Origin of the sequence: cf. Phormidesmis sp. LEGE 11477, assembly GCF_015207105.1 — a bacterium.
Lineage (GTDB): Bacteria > Cyanobacteriota > Cyanobacteriia > Phormidesmidales > Phormidesmidaceae > Phormidesmis.
In genome coordinates this window covers 13,601-35,860 of sequence record NZ_JADEXO010000044.1, presented here as the reverse complement: position 1 = coordinate 35,860, position 22,260 = coordinate 13,601, and the positions used below count along the sequence as shown (strand labels likewise).

Genomic DNA, 22,260 nt, shown 5'->3' with positions numbered 1-22,260 from the left:
ATCATAAAAGAGTAAAGTGGTCGGCCAGGGTATGGGTGCATCCGATGCTAGCGATACATCAGCAATTCTCTCTATGTAGACGATAAGATATCTGTTGCTCGTTTTTCTTTTGAGGCTTTTCTGCTTCGATCTTGTCGATGCATTATCAGATAAGCCGCTGGTGTAAAGTACAGTGCAAGCAGGGGAGAGCCTCCAATGCCGCCCGCGATCGCAACTGACAAAGGATGCCAAAACGGATCGCCCGACAGCAGCAGCGGCACGAATCCAACCATCGTCGTGATGGTTGTGGTGAGAACATGACGGGTAGAGCGCATGACGACATTTTGAATAGCGTTGCGATCGCCCTGACTAGCCAGTTCATCCTCATTCACAGCCGAGAGCACAATAATGCCTCCATTGATCGCAATTCCAATTAGGCCCATTGTGCCAACAATCGCCATAAAGCCTAGCAAAGAACCAAAAGCCCATAGCGAAAAGAGCGCCATGCCAACAGAGCCAACGCCGATCGCCGCCACAATACCCGCTGAACGAAAACTGCGAAGGGAAAGGACTAGGGCAGTTGCCATCGTAACTAGCAAAAGTCCAACAGAACCCAATAGATCGCCAGTCGCATCGCTACTCTCGGCCTGTTCGCCACCAATTTCGGTTGTGTAGCCAGGAGGCAGATCGAAGCCTTGTTCTTCCATGGCGCTCTGAAAGTCTGCGAGCACCTTAGAAGGCAAAACGCCAGCGGTAATGAAAGCCTGCACGGTGTTCACTCGCTGCTCGTTGCGATGAGCGATCTGCGAGAGCTGTGGCACAATCTTAAACTCTCCAAGCGCAGAGACAGTTCTAAACTTACCGTCTTGTGCTGATGCCGTTAGACTAGGCTGTAGATTCAATGATTCGATCTGAGCGAGGTTGCCGTGATCGCTGTCTGTAATCTGTACGCGCACAGGCAGATTTTCCGTCGATTCGAGAATAGATCCACCGACTGCGCCTTCTAGCGTTGCCTGCAGTTGCTGAGCCACTTCCGCGTTAGAAACACCTGCTAGGCGGGCCTGTTCTTCATCGATCTGCAGCGCTAACTTAGGAACGGTTGCTGTCAAGTCATCCCGGACGTGGACAACATCAGGAACAGTCGTCAAAATTTCTCGGACTTCAGCGCCTATTGCTCTGAGTTCTTCAATATTAGGTCCGTATATTCTCAGCTCTACAGGCGCATCAAAAGGGGGACCTTGTTCCAACTGGCGCACCAGCACCCTCGCATCAGGCAATGCTAGATTAAGATCCGCTTGAATTTCTCGAATCAGCGCTGTGACATTATCGGAAGAGTTGAGCTGGACTAGTGCCTGCGCGTAGTAAGGTGAATTTTCTCTAGTACTGCTGATGTTGTAATAGAACTTGGGTGAACTTTCGCCGATGAACCAGTGAACTTCGACGACTTGTTCGTAGTCTAGGAGTAAGTCACGGGCCTGCATAACCTGTTCTTTGGAGTTTGCGATCGCTGTCTCTTGAGAAAATTCAACCTCTATCTGAAACTGATCGCGGGCCAAAGCGGGAAAGAATTGAGTCTCTAAGCTACCTGCTTGAATAAAACCTACCGCCGGAATCACCATTGTCAGCACGATAGCAAATACGGGCTTTGCTAAAGCTCGCTTGACTGTCCACCGATAGAAATCACCCAATCGCCGGGGGCTCCAGCCATCGTTCCACCAAGCGCCCGGCTTCATCAACAGCCTAAAAAATCTTTGAAAGGCATTGAGAGAACTCTGTTGTTTCATCTTTTCAATATCTGCCTCGCTTTCACCCAAAATCCTACCTGCCAGCGCAGCGATTACTGTCAAAGAAAGCACAAGCGATGCTCCAATAGAGAGAATCACCGTCATTGCAATAGAGCCGACAAACTCGCCCGCCCCTCCTGGCAAAAGCGCAATTGGTAGAAACGTCATCATTGTTGTCAGCGTAGATGCGAACAGCGGGCCCTGAAGATATTTCACTGTACTGACAACCGCTTTTTCGGGTTGAACGCCGTGCTTCAGCTCTACTTGAATCTCGTCAACGGCCACTACCGCGTTATCAATCAGCAGACCTAGCGCAATGATCAATCCAGCCACAGATATCTGATGAATGGGAATACCAATGGCGTTCATCAGTCCCAATACAGCGCAAATACTCAGCGGCAACGCTGTGCCTACGATCAGCGAACAGCGCCACCCCATCGTGACAAAGGTGACTACAACCACTAGAGCAGCGCCGAAAACCAGATTAGAGATTAGTTGTCCAAGCCGAGCATCCACGTACTCGCTTTGGTTGAGCAAAATCGATAAGGAGACTCCACCAGGTAGCTGGGCGCGAAAATCTTCTATTTGATCGAGCATACTGTCGGCCCATCGGTCAATTCGCTGACCAGGACTCATCAGAATCCCATAGGCCACTGCTGGCTTACCGTTGACAAAAGCTAGGTCAGTAGCAGGGGTTCTAACACCCCGAGTGACCCTCGCAACATCTCCTAGGCGGGTGAATCGCCCTCTATTGGATTGGATCGGAATCTGACGAATTTGCTCTAGAGAGCTGAGCTCGCTATCTATCTCAATGGCTAAGTTCTCGTTAGGGTTTCGGAGCTGCCCAGCCGTCACTTTGGCATCGCTTTGTTCAATCTGCTGAGCCAACTGCTGAGCGCTCAGCCCCACAGCAGCCAAATCGGGCGCACTAATTTCGACGCTGATTTCTTCAGATGGAACGCCAAATTCTGCAACCTCTTCAGTGCCTGATACGTCCCGCATCTGAATCTCAAACTCTTCACCAAAGCGTCGCAGTATGGCGTAGTTCGGTTCGCTGTCTTGGTCCCAGGTAAGCGCCGTAATCATCGCATAGGCCCTAGTTTCGGTCGCTTCCAGCTCAGGTTCGAAGACCCCTTGCGGGAAAAGACCATTCGCATCTTCGAGTTTGTCTCGCAGTCTCGACCAAACAGGTTCAGACTCTTCAACAGACTCTTGCAGCTCAACAGCTACTGCTGAAAATCCAACCCTTGAGGTTGACGTGATTGTCTTCACTTCTTCAATCTCGGCAGCTTCAGACTCTATAACTTCTGTCACCAGCGCTTCTACTCGTTCGGCGCTAGCGCCTGGGAATAGCGTATTGATGACAGCAACCCGAGACACCTGAGTAGGATCTTCTTGCCTAGGCAAAGCCTGAAAAGAAGAATAGCCCCATGCCAAAAGAATAACAATTGTCAAAACGAGCAGTCGGACATTACGGAAGAAAGGACGAACCATAGAATTTTCGATTGATTTTGCTGTTTCTTGTGATAATTCGTGTGGTCAGTAGTTTTGGCAAAGACAGCTATAGCAAGTAGGGATGCATTCTGATTTGGTGGGAAGAGTTGCCCGTTGCTCTGTAACAGTTTCAGCCGACGAGAATGTCATAAGCAACTCTTCGAAAGCTACAGTTCACAGCTAAACCGGGCTTATTCATCTGAAATTAGAGTGACTGCTTGTTCTGGCACCAAGCGATGAACGCCGCTAGTGACGACCTGATCTCCCGGCTGCAAGGTGCCTCTCACAAGAACGCGGGTACTGGCGTCGGAGTCCATACCTATCGTCTCTTGTTGAATAATCTCTACTGAGCGCTGTTCGACAATAAGAGAACTATCAGCCGACACTACTACATAGCAGGTCCAAAGCCCGCGAATTCCCTGCGTCAGCGCCCTTCTCGGCAACCAAAATCCTTCAGTGTTCAAGGTTTCGTCGATTGTCAGTCTTGCTGTTTGACCCGGCTCCATTTCGCCGATGGCGGTTGCATCTAGGGTTAGCACTATCGTTTGAGTGCGTGTACTAGAATCTATCTGCGGCAAGATTGCGGCCACTTCAGCAGCATACGGCTGGTTGTTAATGCGGATTGTTTTGATATCACCGACCGGCACCTGATCGACGATGTTAGCAGGAACACCAATACGCGCTTCTAGCTCGGCAGCTTCTACTAGCTCAATAACGGCCTGCCCAGCACCTACTACTGTGCCTTCATCTATCCTGCGTTCGGCAACAATTCCATCAAAAGGCGCGGCGATCGCACTTTTTGAGAGGTTGACATCAATATCTTCTAGCTGCGCTTCTAGCTGGCTGACGACTGCTCGCTGTGCCTCTATTTGCTCGAACCGAGTGCCATTTCGCAGCTCTTCTAGGCGACTACGTGCCTGGTCTAGCTTGGCCTGTAGCGAATTAGCACCAAAGGAAAACTCGTCTAGCTGTTCTCGGGCGATCGCACCCCTTTCATACAAAAATTCTCGTCGCTGCGTTTGAGTCTCTTGCAGGCTTAGCTGCTGTTCTAAATCTCTAACCGCAGCTTCGGCGATCGCAATATCTTCTGCTCTAGCCCCATTTTGTAGCTCACTTAGGCGGGCGATCGCCTGGGCTCGCTGTGCCCTAACCTGAAGCCGCTGCGTTTCCAGATTGCGAATATCTAGCTTTGCCAGCGTTTCACCAGTGCGAACTCGCTGTCCCTCATCTACCAGGACCTGAACCAGCTCTCCACCGCGCTCAAAACCAAGCTCGCTATTGCGAAGCGCCGCAATTTCTCCAGTGTAAATACGCGGCACCTGATATGACGAGATTTGTTTTGCTTCTATCGTCTCGACTGGCAGCGCAGTGGCCTGTGTAGAGGCGGTTTCTGCCGGCGCATCAGCCACCAGTTGGTAGCCAGCTATCCCACCCAGCGCAACTAAAAGTCCGGCTGCGCCTAGCAAACCATATCGAACCCAAAGAGGCTGACGCCTCAGAGAGGCTGGCCACTGCGATGTTCTGGAAACCGAGTCAGATTTTGTGGGCTGGGCTGGGAAGGCATCAGAAGGAGCGGATTTGGAGTTCATAGCATTTATCAGTTCGTCAGCGTAGGCAAAAGTTAATCAATCGATTGATTAACTTATTAGAGCGCATGACTAGACAAAATGCAACGCTTTATCCATGGGATAACCAGGTCAGATCTGTGGCATAGGCTTTGACAGTTGACTGTCGGCAAAATCCAAGCCGGTACCGCACGATAGTGCCAATGTTTATTGTCTTGAGGCCAAGGCAATAAGTTACGCTATGCTGATTGGCACGTTTTGAGCAATGCAGTACTCCGCAGAAAGTCTAAGAGAATTACTACACGACGTTGAACATGAGCACAATCTCAGCGTGATCTATGGATTGGAATCAGGCAGCCGCGCTTGGGGATTTGAGTCGCAAAATAGTGATTATGACGTTCGCTTTCTCTATGTTCGGCCTATTGACTGGTACCTCTGCCTTGAGAAACGCCCTAATACGCTAGAGCTAGAAACCTCTAGCGACCTTGACTTCAGCGGTTGGGATCTAAGGAAAGCCCTTCTGTTCTTGCATAAATCTCATCCTGTTTTGTTGGAATGGTTGCGATCGCCTATTATCTACGTTGAACACTCAGCAGTAGTTCAACAGATGAGAGAGATTGGAGAAAAATTCTTTGCTCCAAGAGCGTCAATATACCACTACGTCGGCTGGGCTGAGCGCACGCTTCACCGATACTTTCAAAAGCCGGATGTAGCCGCAAAACGCTATCTCTATGTCATTCGTCCAATCCTGTGCTGCCGCTGGATTCAAATTGTTGGTGAACAGCCGCCTCTACAGATACAGCCGCTTATCACAGATATTGATATGCCGACTGAAGCAAAGATAGCCTTGAGAACTCTGATTGAGAAAAAACGAGCAGGCTACGAACTTGATGCGGTAGGCAGAATACCAGCTTTGGATCGTTATGTCTACGAGACTTTGCCTCAAATCAAAGACTTCCTTTCTACACTGTCTAAACCCGAGCGCGTTCCCTTCGAGCGCTTAAACCTACTGTTTCGTCAAGCAATAGAAGCATATTCAGCAGAGTCATCGTAGAAGAACATACAGAGTCCTATTGAGAAGTTAAAGTGTACGGATAAACTATCTCTACTAACAACGTTGGTCATGCCAAGATCGTCTCCCTATCAGCCCTTTATCTTTCGTTTGATTCACGCTGTCCACGGCATTTTGGTTCTAGCATCAATAGCTACTGGGTTCTGGCTTTACAATACTTGGGACGCTCGATTTGGTCAGTTGCCTTTACCTGAAGCAGGGAGTGACTGGTTCAAAATTCACCACAACATCGGTCAAGTAGTCACGGTTGTTTTTGCTGTTTTTTCTCTCTACAGCTTGTTTGCTGGAAGCCAGCGATTGATTCAGCCTAAGTCTATCAAGCAGCTATCTCACGTAGACAAACCATCTGGACAGTACGCGCTCCATCGGCTAATTAATACGGGGCTGCTTGGAATGCTGATCCTGTCGCTGGTCTCAGCTAGACAGTTTGGGGGTGCAAGAGTGCTGGTAGAAGGTGAGTGGAACGATGTGTGGTACAGCTTACACTTATTCGCCTGGGCCTCAATGGTTGTGCTGGTGCTATCGCATATTTTGCTGTCATTTAAGATTGGCGGCTGGCCTCTAGTGCGTTCTATGGTGGATAGTCGCATCCGCCCCAAAGATAGCCCAAAGCAGTGGCCGCAGCGCTTAACACGCTGGTTTCAGTCTCTATCTAGATGAGAGATTTAGACAAAAGTATTGGATTTACTCGGTGAAATCCCAGGCGGTCATGTTTTCTTCTAGATGGGCAATTGAGGTCGTGCCGGGGATAACGATGATATTGGGCGATCGCATCAACAGCCAAGCCAAGGCCCCTTGAGCTGGCAATGTTGCCCCTTTCTTCATAGGATTAGCGCCTAGCGGCCCGTAGGGAATAAACGCAATGCCTTTTTCTGCCGTGTAGTCTACGAGTGAATTCTGTTCTTGTTCTGCCTGGTTAAATCGATTTTGAATAGAGGCAATCGGCGCGACAGACAGCGCCCGGTCTAGCTGCGCTCGGTTCACATTCGAGAGTCCAATAAAGCGAATTTTTCCTGCTGCTTGAGCTTTCTGTAGCGCTGCTACCGACGCTTCGAGCGGCGTGTTTGGATCAATTCGATGCAGCTGAAAAAGGTCTATTCTATCTACCCTGAGATTTTTCAAAGCATCGTCAATTTGCCGAGTGAGCGTAGCCGCCGAGCCATCTACCTGAATATTGCCAGGTGCTGGTTTGTCGATACCGCCTTTGGTGGCAATCACCGTTTGGGAGTTTTGTAAGTCAATAGCTTCTCCGATGAGTCTATCCACATGCTCAGGGCCATATGATCGCGCTGAATCAAAGAAATTCACGCCTAGTTCTACAGCCCGACGTAAGAGTGCTTTTCCATCCTCCCACTGCGGGTATGGGCCAAAATTACCGGGTTGCCCGGTCAGGCGCATCGCTCCATAGCCTAGGCGGTTGACTGATAATTCGCTGCCGAGCTGAAATGTTCTGTTGATTGCTGTCATAGTGAATGTTTCTCTTTCAAAGTTGCTTAAATTCAATATGCCAGTTCAAAAGGATATTTGGTAGACGATTAATAAAAATAGCTGTTATTCTTTTTGTGTATGAACGAAGCTATTGTCTCAAGCCTGTGAGCAAATCATTAGATCGATTAACGCTGCTGCAAACATTTGTGCGGATTGTTGATGCAGGCAGTATCAGCGCGGCTGCTCGCGATTTGGGGTTGTCTCAGCCATCGGTTAGTCGCCAACTAGCTGAGCTAGAGTCTCGCTTTCAAGCTCAGCTGATTCAACGGACTACGCATTCTCTTTCGCTGACAGCAGCCGGGTCGGAACTATTGGCAGATGGACGGCGACTGCTAGATGATTGGGAGGCATTGGAAGAAAAGCATATAGAAACTGGCGAGACACTGCGAGGCGGGTTAAAGGTTGTCGTCCCTGTTGCGCTTGGACAGCTCCACTTGATGGATGCTGCCCTTCAGTTTCAGCAACAGTACCCGCTGGTTTCCTTCTCTTGGCAACTAGAAGATGGCAACATTCGGTTTTCGGAAGTAGGTTGCGATTGCTGGATTAAGATCGGCCCGGTTCTAGATCATTCTCTCCATGTGGAGCCGTTGGGCGAAGTAGAGCGGATGGTAGTGGCTACTCCAAAGGCGATCGCGCAACTTCCCCCCATAGAAACGCCACAAGCCTTAGCCGAGCTTCCCTTCATCGCGCTCGACCCTTTTGAAGGTAGAAAAATCCCACTGAAAAACTCACTAGGCAAAATAATTTCAATCACGCCGCCTATTCGAATGAGTACGAACAGTATCTTCGCCCTACACCGGGCAGCCTTAGCTGGATTAGGATTGGCCGTCATGCCGCACTGGCTAGTCAAGACAGAGCTAGAAAGCGGACAGTTGATAGATGTACTGCCAGAATGGAGAGCGCCGAAATTGGCAGTACATCTTGCCTATCTACCTGGGCGACACCAGCCGAGGCGGTTACGCAGTTTTCTAGAAGTAGTGAGAGCGGCGGTATCTGGGATTCTATAGCCAGAAGAGAAACAGGCTAGATTCATAGTTATTTTCGGAAGATGAGAGATACGCTAGATTGAAGAGAATTTGCTGTATGACTTATGAATGGGTACGGCTCGCTAGAGAAATTGTTCCGAAGCTGGCGCGAGCGTAGTATGCTTGGCCGGGTGATACTGATGGTGGTGGGAAGCGCGATCGCAGCTACCGCATGTAGTCCTCATAGCAGCATTCAAGATAGCAGCATTCAAGATAGCGAAATTGTAGAAACCGCGCCTGCTGAAACTACTGAAACAACAGCCAATATTGAAACCATCAACAGCACTGATACTTTTGACGTCTCTGACTGTCAGTTCTATACGCAGTATGCTCTTGGTGGCACAGAAGAAATAGATTCACCCCCTTCTACTCTCTCGGTTACCCAAGGCAAAGTGAGCTTGAGTCAGGTGATGTGGGAAGGCGCACCTTGTGTGCAAACGTCTGAGGCTTTATATAGTCCCGACGGTAGTCAAATTGCGACAGGGAGTGTTGATGGCGTCGTCCGACTGTGGGATACGACAGGCAATCAGCTAGTATCGCTATCGCCTTTCGACGGGCCTACTTGGCGAATCTCAAAGCTGTGGTACAGCCCTGATGGTTCTCAGCTAGCGATCGCGGGTGGCAGATATCACGCTCTCACACTTTGGAATTTAGGTGAAAGAATAGGAGAGAACTCAGAAGGAGATCTAGAAGCAGTCAATACCATTGACTTCCCAAACACAAATGGAGGAAGTATAAATGTGGAATACAGCCCAAACTCACGGCTGCTCGCTATCTTCGGTCTTGATGATGTCGTCAGCCTTTGGAATTTAGCAGGCGATCGCATTGCACCCTTGACTTATCCCAGTCAGCCAATTTCCCTAGCTGTAGACTTCAATCCAACTAGCGACAGAATCATCGCCGACGGCAGGGATGGAACCGTTCGGCTGTGGGATACAACAGGAAACCAGCTAGCCGTGTTACGCGGACACAAAGGAAACTTTGAACAGATTACCTACAGCCCTGATGGTCGTCAGATCTTGACACTGATGGGAGATAATGTTGCTCGCCTATGGGATGCCCAGGGTAACTCGCAAGGAACCTTAAGCAACTACTCACAAAAAATCGTGCAGCTAGTCTATAGCCCAAACAGTCAAAAGATAGTGACAGGTGCTCACAAAGGTGAGGCGGTTCTATGGAATTCATTAGGGCACAAGCTGGCGGTATTAGAAGGGCACTCACAAATAGTTTCTCACGTAATGTTTAGCCCTGACGGTCAGCAAATCGCCACTGCGAGCCCGGAAGAAAGTATTGTTCGCCTATGGGACACCAAAGGCAATCTATCAGCCGAGATAGAGGCCCATACTGGAGGCGTCACCAAGATGCAGTATAGTCCGAACGCTCAGATGATAGCGACAGGCGGACGCGATAACGCCGTGCGCTTATGGGATAGAGCAGGCAATCCGCTAGCCGCTATAGAAAGTACGTCTGAAGAGGATAGCCTGGTCCCTTTTACCACCCTTAGCTTTAGTCCACAAAGCGATCAGCTATTAGTGATAGGACCGTTGAATGACGCTGTTTACCTGTGGAATGTTGACTCTCATCGGTAAAGCATAGACTGATTCGATCAATTGCACGTCAATCTCACGTTAGTAAGCTCCAGCTCAAACAGCCTGGTCTCTGTATGGAATGTGTGCTTCCTAGCATTGCTAAATCTTGCAAGCTTTTGTCGTGTATAGAAATCTTCTATCTTCTAATTGGAACTGTAATGCTTTCATCTTATTTCAAAATGGCATAGTGCTTATGCTGTTTTGAAATAGAAGAGACTGTAGCAGGCCATACAGAATATGTCTGTCTGCAGTTGGTAGCTTTATCGATGAATAGAAATGAGATTAGTGAATAGAAAGTAGCGCCTAGAAGTTTTGTGAGGAGGCCCACTTTGGTTGCTTTCAGCGCAGCTACGGCTTAGAAGCACAGATGCTCTATTGAAAGGATGTGCTAAAAAAATGTGCTGAAGAAACATACGTCCTGTAGATTCATCAAATTCAAGCTTTAGCTCCAGGACTGGCAAAGAGGACAGCCGATTCGGGCTTTTCTGTTTTGACTATTATCCAAACACTGGCATCCAAACACTGAGAGTTTAAAGGCGAAATTGTGGCAGGAGTCTTTTCTTTCAGCGGTCGATATCTTATTTTACACATCGCCTGGTTTGCGTTTTTTTTGACCTTTTGTGGTTTGGTTCAATTTTTTGCCTTTCTCTTAACAGCAATCGCCACCGAGTTCGGACTAGAGCCCCTATATTCGAGCGATCGCATACCGCAATATGGCCCTGACAATGCCTGCTCTCATTGTTGTCGGTACGATTCTAGACCGCTGTGGTCCACACAATATCTATTTATGTCTGTTGATACATGCGGCATTTCCTAGCCCTTACGACGAGCAGTGAACAATTAAAGAGGATTTCTCGTGGCCACTCAACTCGACCTAGCCCCCTCAAAAGCACAGACAAAAGACTCTGGCGATCCAGACGAAGATCGTCTGCTCACCTACCCACAGCTTGTTCTTTGCGCTGTGGCAATTGGCACTGTTGGCGGATTGGTTACCACCTGCTACTACTTTGTATTAGAGGCGATGATGCACGGCGTTTGGCAGACGCTGCCAGGACGAGTCACCCCCCATTTCCCAAACTGGCTGCCGGCTAATCACTATGTCTGGATTGCCACGACGGTTGGGGGCTTTTGTGTGGGTCTGGTGCTTTACTTGATGGGTCGTCCTGGAGAGATGGCTCAAGTTATTGACGATGTGCATCAGCCTGGCCGAATCAACATAAATAAAACGCCCGCCATGGTGATTGCCTCGCTGTTGGCAATCACTGCCGGTGGCAGTGCGGGGCCAGAAGCACCGCTAGTGCAGGTGAATGGTAGCTTTGGCAGCTGGCTGGGAGACAGGCTTAATCTCTGTAAGACTAATGTGAGGGTGCTGACGTTTTGCGGCATGAGTGCGGCGCTAGGGGCCTTTTTTGGAGCGCCTATTGGAGCGGCAATATTTGCGCTAGAGATTCCCCATCGTAGAGGATTAGAATACTACGAGGCGGTTACACCCGCTATTATCTCCGCGATGCTCTCTTTTGCTATTTTTAGAATTAGCACAGGTATTACCATTGGCGGCTTTTATCACTTTGAATCGGTGCCTGAGCTAACGCCTATAAATTTGTTCGAGGGCCTTATTTTAGGGGTGATCGGATCAGGTGTTGCGGTAATGTTCATCTATATTTTTCGCTTTATCGGCCACCTCTTAGAGCCGCTTGAGCACAATATGATTGCCCTAGCTACGCTGGGCGGCCTGTGTATCGGTTTAATTGCTTTCTTCTTTCCCCAAACGCTATTTTTCAGTGAGGATCAAATTCACACCGTGATTGAAACTGGCTCGACGCTGGGTGTCACCATGCTGCTACTAATTGCGGTGGCTAAGATGTTTGCGATTAGCTTTACGCTGCATTCAGGTTTTTTGGGGGGATTTATCTTTCCTCTGTTCTTTATTGGCTCTAATGTCGGGCTAGCGATCGCAATTACATTTTCTCAGGTTCATCCGACAGTTGGGATGGTCTGCCTGATGGCAGCAGTGAATGTAGCAGTCACCAAAACGCCCGTAGGCACGAGCATTATTCTTAGTGTACTGTCGGGCACAGCCATGCTGCCGGTGATTGTAGTTTCTAGCTTTACCAGCTTTGTTTTAACAGGTAAGATTGCCATGATTGGGACACAGCGATCGCGCCGGATCGGTGAAGCACGGCCTCAGTTTTGGGCTCAAAATGGCTTTTTAGCAGGTTTGCAGCCGGTCAATCAAGCCTCTGTAGAAAAAGTGTTAGTAGATTGAGGCGGTAGACTTCACTGTAACGGTAGTTTTCTTAATTGAATGATCTAAAGTCTTTGAAATAGGGCACTTGCCGCCGTTTCTGTTTTCTCTCTTTGAGGCTTAAAGGTTATATAGAGAATTTTGATAAGCCTTCGCCACAGCGCAACTTTTGAACGCAATTTTTGACTGTGTAACAGGGCTAGCAGAATTCATTTATCAGGTTGTATACCTTGAAAGACAGAATTAGCATATCTCAAAGACCTGAATGGGTTGTTGTAACTCGCATACAAGAGGTTGTTTGAAAGATAAGTTTCGCTACCTAATTTACGGGATGCTTGCTTTGGTCGAGCTATACGTAAGCTGATATACCTGATTTCGTCTATCCAAAATTAGCTGCTTACTCATCCTCGAAACATTCTCCAAGCTTGTTTCAAAAATAGGCAATCGAAATTCTACCAAGTCAGGCGAGTTTTTGCGCTCATCTGTGGTTCAACATTTCAGCTTGTGCGCGCTATTTTAGTCAAGCTTTTTCTTCACTTGCTTTTACCTGTCCTCGTATAGTAAGGAAACTTTAATATGCTTCGAAGGTTATTATCATTCAGTGGTCGATACCGTATTCTCCATCTAACATGGTTTGCCTTTTTATTGTCTTTTGTTGTTATCTTTAACGCTGCTCCGCTTGCCGGAGGGATTATAGAAGAGTTTCAGCTAAGCGAGCTGCAATTTCGGACAATGCTGCTGTGCAACTTAGCGCTAGCAATTCCGTTTCGGATCATCTTCGGTATGCTGATAGACCGCATCGGGCCTCGGATTGTTTTTTCGGGTGTTCTCGTTTATTCCGCCATTCCCTGTATTGCATTTGCCTTCGCACAGGACTATAACCAACTGCTTTGGAGCCGTCTAGCGATTGGCGTGGTTGCAGCAGGATTCGTTGTGGGTATTCGCATGGTGGCGAACTGGTTTCCGCCGGCAGAAATCGGCTTTGCGGAAGGAATTTACGGGGGCTGGGGCAACTTTGGCTCTGGTGTAGCTGCGATTGTTCTACCGCTGATCGCAACCGGGGCAAGCTTTTTCGTGGGTACGCAAAGCAGCTGGCGATACACGGTCGCCCTTAGCGGCGTCGTGGCAGCAGCTTATGGCGTGTTCTATTTTTTCAACGTTCAAGATACGCCCCCCGATAAGGAATTTAAAGCAGCCAAGCATCCGGGTGCCATCGAAGTGACGACTCGAAGAGACTTCTGGTTAATGACAGCGTCGAATCTCCCTCTCTATATTGCTTTAGGCGTCGTAGCTTGGCGATTTGCTGTGGTTGAGGCGCTAAATCCAACAGCAGTTGTTGTCATCTGTATAGCGCTGTTCTGTTTATACCTGTTCCAAACTTACTGGAACTGGAGAGTAAACAAACAGTTGATGGCAGGCCAGAAACGCTATGCCCCCGAAGAGCGCTACGATTTTACCCAAGTCGTCTTGCTAAATTTGACCTACTTTGTCTGTTTTGGCTCAGAGCTAGCCGTTGTCTCAATGATACCGCTGTTTTATCTGACAACCTTCAACCTGTCTGTAGCGCTAGCGGGAGCAGTGGCTTCTAGCTATGCCTTTATGAATCTATTTGCCCGTCCAGGGGGTGGTCTGATCTCTGATACCATCGGCAGTCGGAAATGGACGCTGGTAATATTACAGGCGGTTACAGGCGTTGGCTATCTGACAATGGGCCTGATCAACGTTGGTTGGTTGCTGCCAATGGCCATTGGCGTAACAATGTTTGCCTCTTTCTCTGTCCAGGCAGCAGAAGGGGCGACCTATGCAATCGTTCCTCTAATCAAAGAGGAGATTACGGGTCAAATCGCTGGCAGCGTGGGTGCCTGGGGCAACGTAGGTGGAGTAGCTTTCTTACTTCTTTTCAGTTTCTTGCCTACAGGCGACGCTGGCAACAGGATTTTCTTCTCGACAATGGGAATTAGCAGCTTAATTATGTTCTTTCTGCTCTGGTTCTTTCTCAAGGAACCTACCAGCACTCATGGGGAAGAAGAATTGGAGCTGCAGCCGTCAGTCGCTTCTAGTCAGCCAGTAGGCAAATAATCGCCTACTAGAGCGAAAGCAAGCATACGGTTTTGCCCGTCTGAAGCCATTGTGTCTTCTAGTAGATTCGTATGCTTGTGCCACACTTTTTCCACTGCTATTTTAAATCTAGACCGCGCTAATCCTTTTCGCCCAGAACTTTCCAGAGTTCAGCTTCGCTACTGTAGATCGGTTTAGTCGTTAGTTTAATCGCATCAGACGAAGCGCAAACAATTGGGGCCAAGCCCATGGCAACTGAAAAGGTCAAAACCAGCGAAGCGAGTAGTGTTTTCTCTTTGAAGCTTAAAGCTCTTAGGTAGATAGGAACATACAGCACATCGTCGGACATCTTTTGGGACTTCATCTCAACCTCTTGAATTGCCTAATGATCTCTCAAGAAATCGCATGCTCAATTGAGCATTGAGCAAATAGATCACAGCTATAGAAATGATACCAAAAAGTAGCGGTTGTTACTATTTTTCTTAAGAGAAAGCATTACTCAACACGTTTTTTGAGTTGTGGAGATGCTCATATCGCTTGGCAGAATACCGCCTTGACTGAGCAGGTTGGCTACTTCGATGAAAAGCCTCGACGGTACATATGACTATTTCGACGGATACGATCATCTCAGCCTCACTGCCAGTCCAACAATTCTCGAATCTGATTGGCGATCTGTTCCGGTTCAAACGGCTTTAAAATCACACCTACCCCTAGAGCCTCAAGCTGCTTACGCTCAACTTCTCTTGCCTGAGCGGTGAGGAAAACCACCGGAATATGCTGGGTTGCGGCCTGAGCTTTTAGCTGGTGAAATAGGGTAATGCCATCTATTCCTGGCATCATCACATCTAGTAAAATCGCGTCGGGCTGCTCAGCTTGCGCTATACTCATGCCTTCTTCCCCAGAGGCAGCAGCTAAGACGACCCATTTGGCTGTTAGTTCTAGCGATGCCTTGAGAATAATCCGAATTGCCGCTTCGTCATCGACTATCAAAAGCCGCTGAGGTTTCTCGATTTCTACAGCTCGAACCTCTAAAACTGGGTCATCTGAAACGTTGTCGTCTTTTATAAGCTGTTGGCTTGAAGTGTGATTATCTTGCCATGGTTTAGCTGACGGTGGCATGGCTGTTTTGCTGTTCACGTCTAGATTCACGTCTGGATTGTTCACATTTAGTTGGCAGCGTAAAGTAAAAGCAGCTTCCTTTTCCTGGCTGACTTTCCACCCAGATTCTACCATTGTGCTGTTCAACAATGTTTTGACAAATACTCAAGCCTAGTCCTGTGCTGCCTGCCTTTGTAGTTTCGATTGGCGCGTTGGTTTCGGCGCTTGTTTGGATATAGCAGCGATCGCCTTGAACAAACCGCTCAAAGATCCTATAGCGCTGGTCAGGAGAAATACCTATTCCCTGATCGCAGATGGTAAAAAGGGCAGCGGCTTCGCTATATTTGGTCGTATTTAACTCAGTCGTATTTAACTCAGTCGTATTTGACTCATAAGAGGTCTCTCTTAGAAAAGTGTCTTTTATCTTCTCTTCTGTATTTAATCCTGTTTCTCTATCTAATCTGACTTCTCTGTTTGATGCTACTAGAGCGACGGTAATTTTGACGGTAGAGCCAGTAGATGAAAACCGGATAGCATTATCAAGTAGGTGAGTAAATACCTGAGTAAGGCGATCGCTATCGGCCATGATTTGGACGCCTTCATCTACAATCTCTAACTTGATACCTTTCCTTTTCACTAGAGTGTCAGATAGCTCTAAAACCTGTTTGGTTAGATCTCGCGTATTGATCAATCGTTTTTGAAAAAGCGCCATGCGCGACTCTAGCCGTTCTAGCTCTAAAATGTCGGTGACTAATCTGACTAATCGCTCAGAGCTTTCTGCGGCAACTTGCAATAGATACTGGCCCTGCGCTGATTCACTTTGAACAATTCCTTGAGACAATAGCTTGATACCGCCATGAATCGATGTCAGCGGCGTCCGTAGTTCATGGCTGACCATAGCAATGAACTCGCCTTTTAGCTGTTCGATTAGAATCTGCTCGGCAGTACTCCCTGAAGCACTATTTTTTTGATTTTCTTCTCTGGTAAACTCTTCTTTCGCGACCTCTGCTTCACCAGTTCCTGCTTCGGTGATTTTTTGCTTTGGCGCTATCAGCCGCGCATCATTAGGATACAAGCCTTGCTTCAGACTATGCTGCGTAACTGCGCCGATCACTTTTCCAGCAGCATCTACAACAGGTAAATGGTATAGATGCTGCTGCTGCATCTGCTGAAAAATAGCAAAGGCATCTTTGATTTCGGTGGCAAGAATAGTAGCCTTTGTTGGAATCATGACGGTCGAAATAGGTTCTTTGAGCAAAGCCTGGGGCAGCGCCGCCGAAAGAACGAGATCTCGATCGATGAAAGTACCGACTGGGTGCTGCTTTTGAGCGATTAACACACAACTGTTCTGAGTCTCGGACATCTGCGCGATCGCCTCTTCGATCGAAGTCTCGGGTGACACTGTTACAGACACCGGAATCATAACGAGATCGATTAGAGAGAGTACCTGAGACGCTACACACATTTCATTATTGTTTGTGTTGTTCTTACTATCCTGCTTTTAATTCTATGCTTGAACTGTGACGTTTTTATGTGAGATGAGTCTGTATGGGATGAATTTATGCAGACTAAGTTGGTGTGGGATGGTTGGTTGTCCTTGTTAGCAGGCTACGCAGGTCTACACCGCTAGCTCAACTCGACTGCGACTCTCTTTAGCTTTGTGTAGCGCCCGATCGGCTGCTATGTAGAGTTCTTGCAGGTCATCGGCGGCTTGTGGATATACAGCCACACCGGCTGAGAAAGTAATTGCCAGACTGCTTTTACGCGCTGTATCTTCTAGATCTTCTAGTGATAGCTCTTTATGAATAGTAAGCGTTTCGGCCTGCCAAACTTGAATCAGCTGATACAGTCGTTGAGCACCTTCTAGCGCGTCTACCCCATAGAACCCTATAGCAAACTCTTCTCCTGCCCAACGAGCAACGACAGCGTCACCGTGAAATGTCGAACGCAAGCAGGTGCCAAATCGTCTTAGTACGTAGTCACCGACAAGATGGCCATAGCGATCGTTGATCTGCTTGAAATGATCGAGATCAATGAGGGCAAAACACAGCGGTTGGTGCTGTTGTTTAGCTAGTCTCAAAAGACGATTGAGGGATTGAGTAGATTTTCTTCGGTTGTATATGCCCGTTAGACTATCAATCTCTGATCTAAATCGCCGAGCGTGCGATCGCTCTAACCAGCCTAGCACCCGCGCTACCAGCTCAGGTGCTAGAATTGGCTTACGAATATAGTCATCAGCGCCTACTGCGAATACCGTTTGAACAGTTTGCTCATCGGTGTAGGCAGACATGAACAAAATAGGCAGCTCGTGCCAGCGGGGATCGCTGCGTACGACACGGCACAGGTCAAAGCCACTGAACTGAGGCATTTGAATATCTAGCAGTATCAGATCCGGTTCAATCCTTTCTAAAGTTTGCCAGAACTGGGTGGAATCGCTAAGGCAGTGTAGCTGAAAGCGACAGGGTGGGAGTAACTGCTGTAATAGCGTCAGTGTAGTTGGATCGTCATCTACAGCCAGTAGCTTGGCAGCAGGCGACCTACCCTTTTGTACAATTCGTACCACTGTTTCAAGGATTTCGGTCGGTGATACAGGTGTTTGTAGTACCCTAGCGACCCCTAGCCTAGCGATATTTACCCTACTTTCAAAACTTGCCGCTGTAGTCAATACAATCGTCGGCAGCAGCGGCTGCCGGGTTTGCAACTCAGCGATCAGCTTTAGGTCAGCGCTGTCATTAGTCTGCAGCTCCAAGGAATTGTCGAAGTCGAATACAACAATATGAGGCGTCAACTCAGAGACTAGCCTATCTCTGTTGCCTGCCGAAAAGATCTGCGCTCTGGCCCGATCAATACTATCTGCAATACTGACCTCTATTTGATAGCGAACGGCAATTTCTTCAAGTGTTTGTAGCCAAACTGGCGAAGGATTTTCAGGTTGAGAGTCGTCTTTAGTTCTCACCACTAACAGCCGAAGCGGTTCTGATGGCAGTTCCCCAAAGATAGAAGCAGATGGCGGCGCTGAAGGAAATTCCTTAGTCAAGCGAGCGGAAATGGGTGCTGAAGCAGGGGTTGAAAGAGCCAGTAAGGGGGCTAACGGGGTGGCAAGTGAAGGGAGCGGTGAAGGGACCAGTGAAGGGGCCGATGGGTTAGGCGATCGCATTTGCCTTAAAGAGCGAATCACTAGCGCCACCTGTTCCTCCATCTGGCGAATCAAATCGGCGCTCAAGTCGGCATGAGCGTGCAGAATAGCCTCTATCTCTCTCCACTGAGCGGCTACGCTTTTAAATCCAAAGCTGCCTAAAGATCCCGCTAATGCATGGGCCTCCGATAAGAGCTGCTGTCGAACGTTCTGCTCTATCTGTCCGGGACGTAGACGGTGCAGCACCTTAGCGACTGCCGTAATTCGCTGAAGATAGTCCTGGCTCACCCCTTGCCAAAGCGAAGCTAAATCTAAGTGCTTGTTTAAAGGCTGATCTAAATGCTTAGCAGTTGCAAAGGCAGCCGCATCTGGACGAACAGTATCAGTTAGCGACTCTTGGTCACTCGGTGACTCTATCGACCTTAGCCGATAGCCTAGGCCATATACCGTAGCAATCACATCTGATAGACCTACTTTCTTCAGCTTTTGGCGAAGTCCTTTTATGTGAGTACGCACCGAAGCAACCGTTGGTGCATCCTCGAATGGCCAGACCTTGTCTAGCAGACTATCTAAGCTAAAAATGCGGCTAGGATTGCGTAAAAACAGCTCTAGCAGCGCGTATTCCTTCGGCGTCAGGGCGATTGGAACGGAGCCGCAAGTCACCTTGCTACTACGCGGGTCGAGCTGCAAATCACCCCATCGTAGAACCGGCGTAATGATACCTTCTGCCCGGCGCAATAGGGCGCGGATGCGAGCAAGCAATTCCTCAAACTCAAAAGGCTTAACAAGGTAGTCGTCAGCGCCTGCATCTAGGCCCGCCACCCTATCTGTGCTAGCGTCACGGGCTGTCAATAGAATAATTGGAGTGTCATTACCCTCACTTCTTAGCTGTTGACATAGCTGTATGCCATCTAGCTTGGGCAGCATCCAATCCATCAAAATCAAATCATAAGGAAAAACCTCAGCCATCCCCCGGCCTTCGACGCCGTCAGTCGCCCAGTCCATTACATAGTGATGCGCTAGCAAAAGCTGCTCTATGGCACCTGCTAACGCCTTATCGTCTTCCACTAGTAAGAACTTCATTTAACTTTGTTTTGTGGTTCCCTCGAACTGAAGCATTCTGAGTCGGTGATTCTCGACCCATCTATTTAGACTCATCTATCTAAACTTAGTATGAGCCGAGACTTCCGTTTTTACCCACCTCGCCTGTGGCTAATATTTTGTCTGAGGTACGAAAATAGGCCATAGGCGAGATGAAGCTATAGATATGTTTTAAAGGCGTATGAAAGTGGAGCTTTATCAAGAAGCTTTCGTTTGTTTTATAGCCTTAGACTAGGGTAGGAATATGAGGAACTTGTGGAGAAATACTGATTATTTTGCGCTGCCGCGTTATGGAGGCTCATGGCTGTGTCATAAAACCTGACGACACGGTAGATAAACCCTGATGTGGGTGCCCTGGTTAACATCGCTATTCACGCGCAAAAAGCCGCCACTACTTTTGACAATGCCTAGCACGGTGGCCAATCCTAATCCAGTACCTTTATTAGGAGATTTGGTGGTAAAGAACGGATCGAACATGCGATCGCGTACCTCTGGTGTGATACCGATTCCAGTATCCGCTACAGTAATCACGACATAGTCACCGGCAGATGCATGATATTGACTAGCCGTTGCTTCATCGAGCGAAGCATTGCTCACTAAAAGCCTCAAAACGCCGCCCTCTGGCATCGCATCACAGGCGTTGATGCATAGATTCATAAACACCTGATGCAGGTGAGTCGCATCGGCAAAGACGGTGTTTCTAAGTGGAGCTAGAGTCTGATAGTCACTTGTTCCTAGCCGGATCTCGATATTGGAAGGCGTACCTTGTCTAACCACGTCGATCACTTCTTGCAGCAGCACCAGCACATCTACAGGGGTTCTATTACCAGGGTTGCCCTGAGCGAAAGTAAGAATCTGCTTAACCATGCTAGTGCCTCGCCTAGCGCTTTGTTCTAGGATGTCTATGTGCCCGTGAGTTGCGGCGTCGGCGTCCTTTTGCGTGAGCCGCAGCAGTTGAGCGATTCCTAAAATAGGCGTCAAGATATTGTTCAAATCATGGGCAATGCCGCTAGCTAGCCGACCCAAGCTTTCTAATCGTTGAGCTTGGTAAAACTGGGCTTCTAACCGTTTTTTCTCAGTAATATCTGTATTTACCTCCAAAAGAGACTGCGGGCGTCCGCCTCTGTCTTTCACCAAGGTCCAACGACTGGCAACCAGTATTTCCCTACCCGCTTTGGTGGTTTGAGTCATTTCTCCTTGCCAAAAGCCCTGCTCTAGAGTGAGACGAAAAATCTCGTCAAGCCCTAGCTCGCTTTTCTTCTTTAAAAGTCGATACGCCTCTTTGCCGATAGCTTCTTCTTTTTTCCAACCATAGAGCCGTTCGGCCCCTTGACTCCACAGCACGATTCGACCTGCCAAATCGCGCACAAAGATCGCATCGGTCGCAATGTCAATTAGCGCCGCCTGTTCGCGAGTTTTACGGTAAAGTTCTGCCTGACGAATGGCAATTCCTATCTGGGTAGCAACCTGCTGCAATAGCTGAGTATTCTCTACTTCCCAATGCCGAGGCTGGCGGCAGTGATGAGCAATCAACAAACCCCACAGCACAGAGCCTTGCAGAATCGGGACGACCAGATTAGCCTGAACCTGAAAATTGCTCAAAAGCTCTACATGACATGGGTTGAGCGCTTCTGTATTGATATCGGCGATCGCGCTTACTCTCCCCTCTTTGTATCGCTGGGTATAAAGCTGATCAAAGCAAGAATCTTCGAGTTTCATGCCTAAGGTTTTAGTCCATCCGGCTGCAACAGACTCTGCTTCGACGATACCTTGCCAGTTGGGTAAGAATCGAAAGATAATCACTCGGTCTGTTTGCAAAAGACGACGAACCTGGTCAACAGCGGTATGCAAAATCTGGTCAAGATCTAGCGTTTGACGAATAGAATCGGTGATTTCAGCAATGAGGCGTTCTCGCTCTAGCTGCTGCTGAAGTTTGAATGCTGTTTGCTGGCGATCGCTCACGTTTTTTATGAAGCGATCGCGCCCAGTAAACGGCTGCTGCTTTTTGGCCTCTAGCTGCTCAGGTGCTTCTTGCTGGGCCGCCAGCGTCACAAAACACTCGGCTAGCGTACTGTTGCGGTACAGCAAGAACGTAACGCGCACCAATAGCGCTTCTAGATCGATTGGCGCGTTGCTGGGTTTAGTAAAATAATCGTCAGCACCTGCCTCGATAGCAGTCAAGCTAGGATCCGCCTGCTCATTCACCTCGATTATCAGCAGTATAGTTGTGAGATTGCCACTTGCACGCAGCTGCTGGCATAGCCTGACAGCAGTTTGACGTGGTAGCAAATGACCGATCACGACCAGGTCACAATCAGAAGCTGCCGTAACTGCTACCCCTTGCCGCAGCAGATTTTCACTAGTGACTGCCTCTATCGCATGACCATGGCGATCAGACCAACTCTGTAGGAGATTGGTAACTCTATCGCTCGTCTCCACAGTCATAATCTTCATAACGAAGCTCAAGGGAGCAATCTATGGAGGGTCTACGACTCATCCAATCCAACCTAATGAAGTGTCACGCAAATAAGTTAAGAATCTTTGCGTCTTGGCTGCATAAGGTTCATCTATGTTGACGCACTTCACAGTTTCTTCACAACCAACTCCACAATTCTTAGAGCTCTCA

The 22,260-nt window shown here is 48.4% G+C and carries 14 protein-coding genes; 6 read left to right on the top strand and 8 right to left on the bottom strand.

Annotated features, from left to right (window positions below; genetic code table 11):
* Nucleotides 1-71: 71 nt before the first annotated feature.
* Together IQ256_RS14240 and IQ256_RS14235 are read right to left on the bottom strand one after the other, a co-directional pair.
* Complete coding sequence (locus IQ256_RS14240) at nucleotides 72-3,257, bottom strand: efflux RND transporter permease subunit (RefSeq protein ID WP_193856206.1); 3,186 nt, start codon at nucleotides 3,255-3,257, stop codon at nucleotides 72-74.
* A gap of 191 nt (nucleotides 3,258-3,448) precedes the next feature.
* The gene (locus IQ256_RS14235) at nucleotides 3,449-4,846 is read right to left on the bottom strand and encodes an efflux RND transporter periplasmic adaptor subunit (protein WP_193856205.1); all 1,398 of its coding nucleotides are present in this window, start codon (nucleotides 4,844-4,846) and stop codon (nucleotides 3,449-3,451) included.
* Nucleotides 4,847-5,087: 241 nt separating this feature from the next.
* Here IQ256_RS14235 and IQ256_RS14230 point away from each other — a divergent pair, with 241 nt between their 5' ends.
* Both IQ256_RS14230 and IQ256_RS14225 read left to right on the top strand, forming a co-directional pair.
* The gene (locus IQ256_RS14230) at nucleotides 5,088-5,876 is read left to right on the top strand and encodes a nucleotidyltransferase domain-containing protein (protein WP_193856204.1); all 789 of its coding nucleotides are present in this window, start codon (nucleotides 5,088-5,090) and stop codon (nucleotides 5,874-5,876) included.
* Between the two features lie 69 nt (nucleotides 5,877-5,945).
* Nucleotides 5,946-6,554, top strand: a complete 609-nt coding sequence (locus IQ256_RS14225; protein WP_193856203.1) for a cytochrome b/b6 domain-containing protein — start codon at nucleotides 5,946-5,948, stop codon at nucleotides 6,552-6,554.
* 24 nt (nucleotides 6,555-6,578) lie between these two features.
* Here IQ256_RS14225 and IQ256_RS14220 read toward each other — a convergent pair whose 3' ends face one another.
* Nucleotides 6,579-7,361 carry an aldo/keto reductase gene (locus tag IQ256_RS14220; RefSeq protein WP_193856202.1) on the bottom strand — a complete coding sequence of 261 codons (783 nt, stop codon included), beginning with the start codon at nucleotides 7,359-7,361 and terminating at the stop codon, nucleotides 6,579-6,581.
* Nucleotides 7,362-7,486: 125 nt separating this feature from the next.
* Between IQ256_RS14220 and IQ256_RS14215 the strand changes: the two genes are divergently transcribed.
* The 4 genes from IQ256_RS14215 to IQ256_RS14200 all read left to right on the top strand — a co-directional run bounded on the left by IQ256_RS14215 (nucleotide 7,487) and on the right by IQ256_RS14200 (nucleotide 14,320).
* Nucleotides 7,487-8,389, top strand: a complete 903-nt coding sequence (locus tag IQ256_RS14215) for a LysR family transcriptional regulator (protein ID WP_193856201.1) — start codon at nucleotides 7,487-7,489, stop codon at nucleotides 8,387-8,389.
* A gap of 83 nt (nucleotides 8,390-8,472) precedes the next feature.
* On the top strand, nucleotides 8,473-9,996 hold the full coding sequence (locus tag IQ256_RS14210) for a WD40 repeat domain-containing protein (RefSeq protein WP_193856200.1): 1,524 nt from the start codon (nucleotides 8,473-8,475) through the stop codon (nucleotides 9,994-9,996).
* Between the two features lie 856 nt (nucleotides 9,997-10,852).
* Nucleotides 10,853-12,262, top strand: coding sequence for a chloride channel protein (locus tag IQ256_RS14205; RefSeq protein ID WP_193856199.1), 1,410 nt, complete (start codon nucleotides 10,853-10,855; stop codon nucleotides 12,260-12,262).
* Nucleotides 12,263-12,817: 555 nt separating this feature from the next.
* Nucleotides 12,818-14,320 carry a NarK family nitrate/nitrite MFS transporter gene (locus IQ256_RS14200; protein WP_193856198.1) on the top strand — a complete coding sequence of 501 codons (1,503 nt, stop codon included), beginning with the start codon at nucleotides 12,818-12,820 and terminating at the stop codon, nucleotides 14,318-14,320.
* Nucleotides 14,321-14,438: 118 nt separating this feature from the next.
* On the opposite strand, the gene IQ256_RS14195 is transcribed toward IQ256_RS14200, so the two are convergent.
* From IQ256_RS14195 to IQ256_RS14175, 5 genes are all read right to left on the bottom strand, one after another.
* The gene (locus IQ256_RS14195; RefSeq protein WP_193856197.1) at nucleotides 14,439-14,663 is read right to left on the bottom strand and encodes a hypothetical protein; all 225 of its coding nucleotides are present in this window, start codon (nucleotides 14,661-14,663) and stop codon (nucleotides 14,439-14,441) included.
* A 269-nt stretch (nucleotides 14,664-14,932) separates the two neighbouring features.
* On the bottom strand, nucleotides 14,933-15,418 hold the full coding sequence (locus IQ256_RS14190) for a response regulator (protein ID WP_193856196.1): 486 nt from the start codon (nucleotides 15,416-15,418) through the stop codon (nucleotides 14,933-14,935).
* Nucleotides 15,402-16,862, bottom strand: a complete 1,461-nt coding sequence (locus IQ256_RS14185; protein WP_193856195.1) for an ATP-binding protein — start codon at nucleotides 16,860-16,862, stop codon at nucleotides 15,402-15,404. Before IQ256_RS14185 ends, IQ256_RS14190 begins: the two co-directional genes overlap by 17 nt.
* A gap of 153 nt (nucleotides 16,863-17,015) precedes the next feature.
* Nucleotides 17,016-19,616, bottom strand: a complete 2,601-nt coding sequence (locus IQ256_RS14180; RefSeq protein WP_193856194.1) for a response regulator — start codon at nucleotides 19,614-19,616, stop codon at nucleotides 17,016-17,018.
* A 327-nt stretch (nucleotides 19,617-19,943) separates the two neighbouring features.
* Nucleotides 19,944-22,088: a GAF domain-containing protein gene (locus IQ256_RS14175; RefSeq protein ID WP_193856193.1), complete on the bottom strand. Its 2,145-nt coding sequence runs from the start codon at nucleotides 22,086-22,088 to the stop codon at nucleotides 19,944-19,946.
* Between the last annotated feature and the right edge of the window lie 172 nt (nucleotides 22,089-22,260).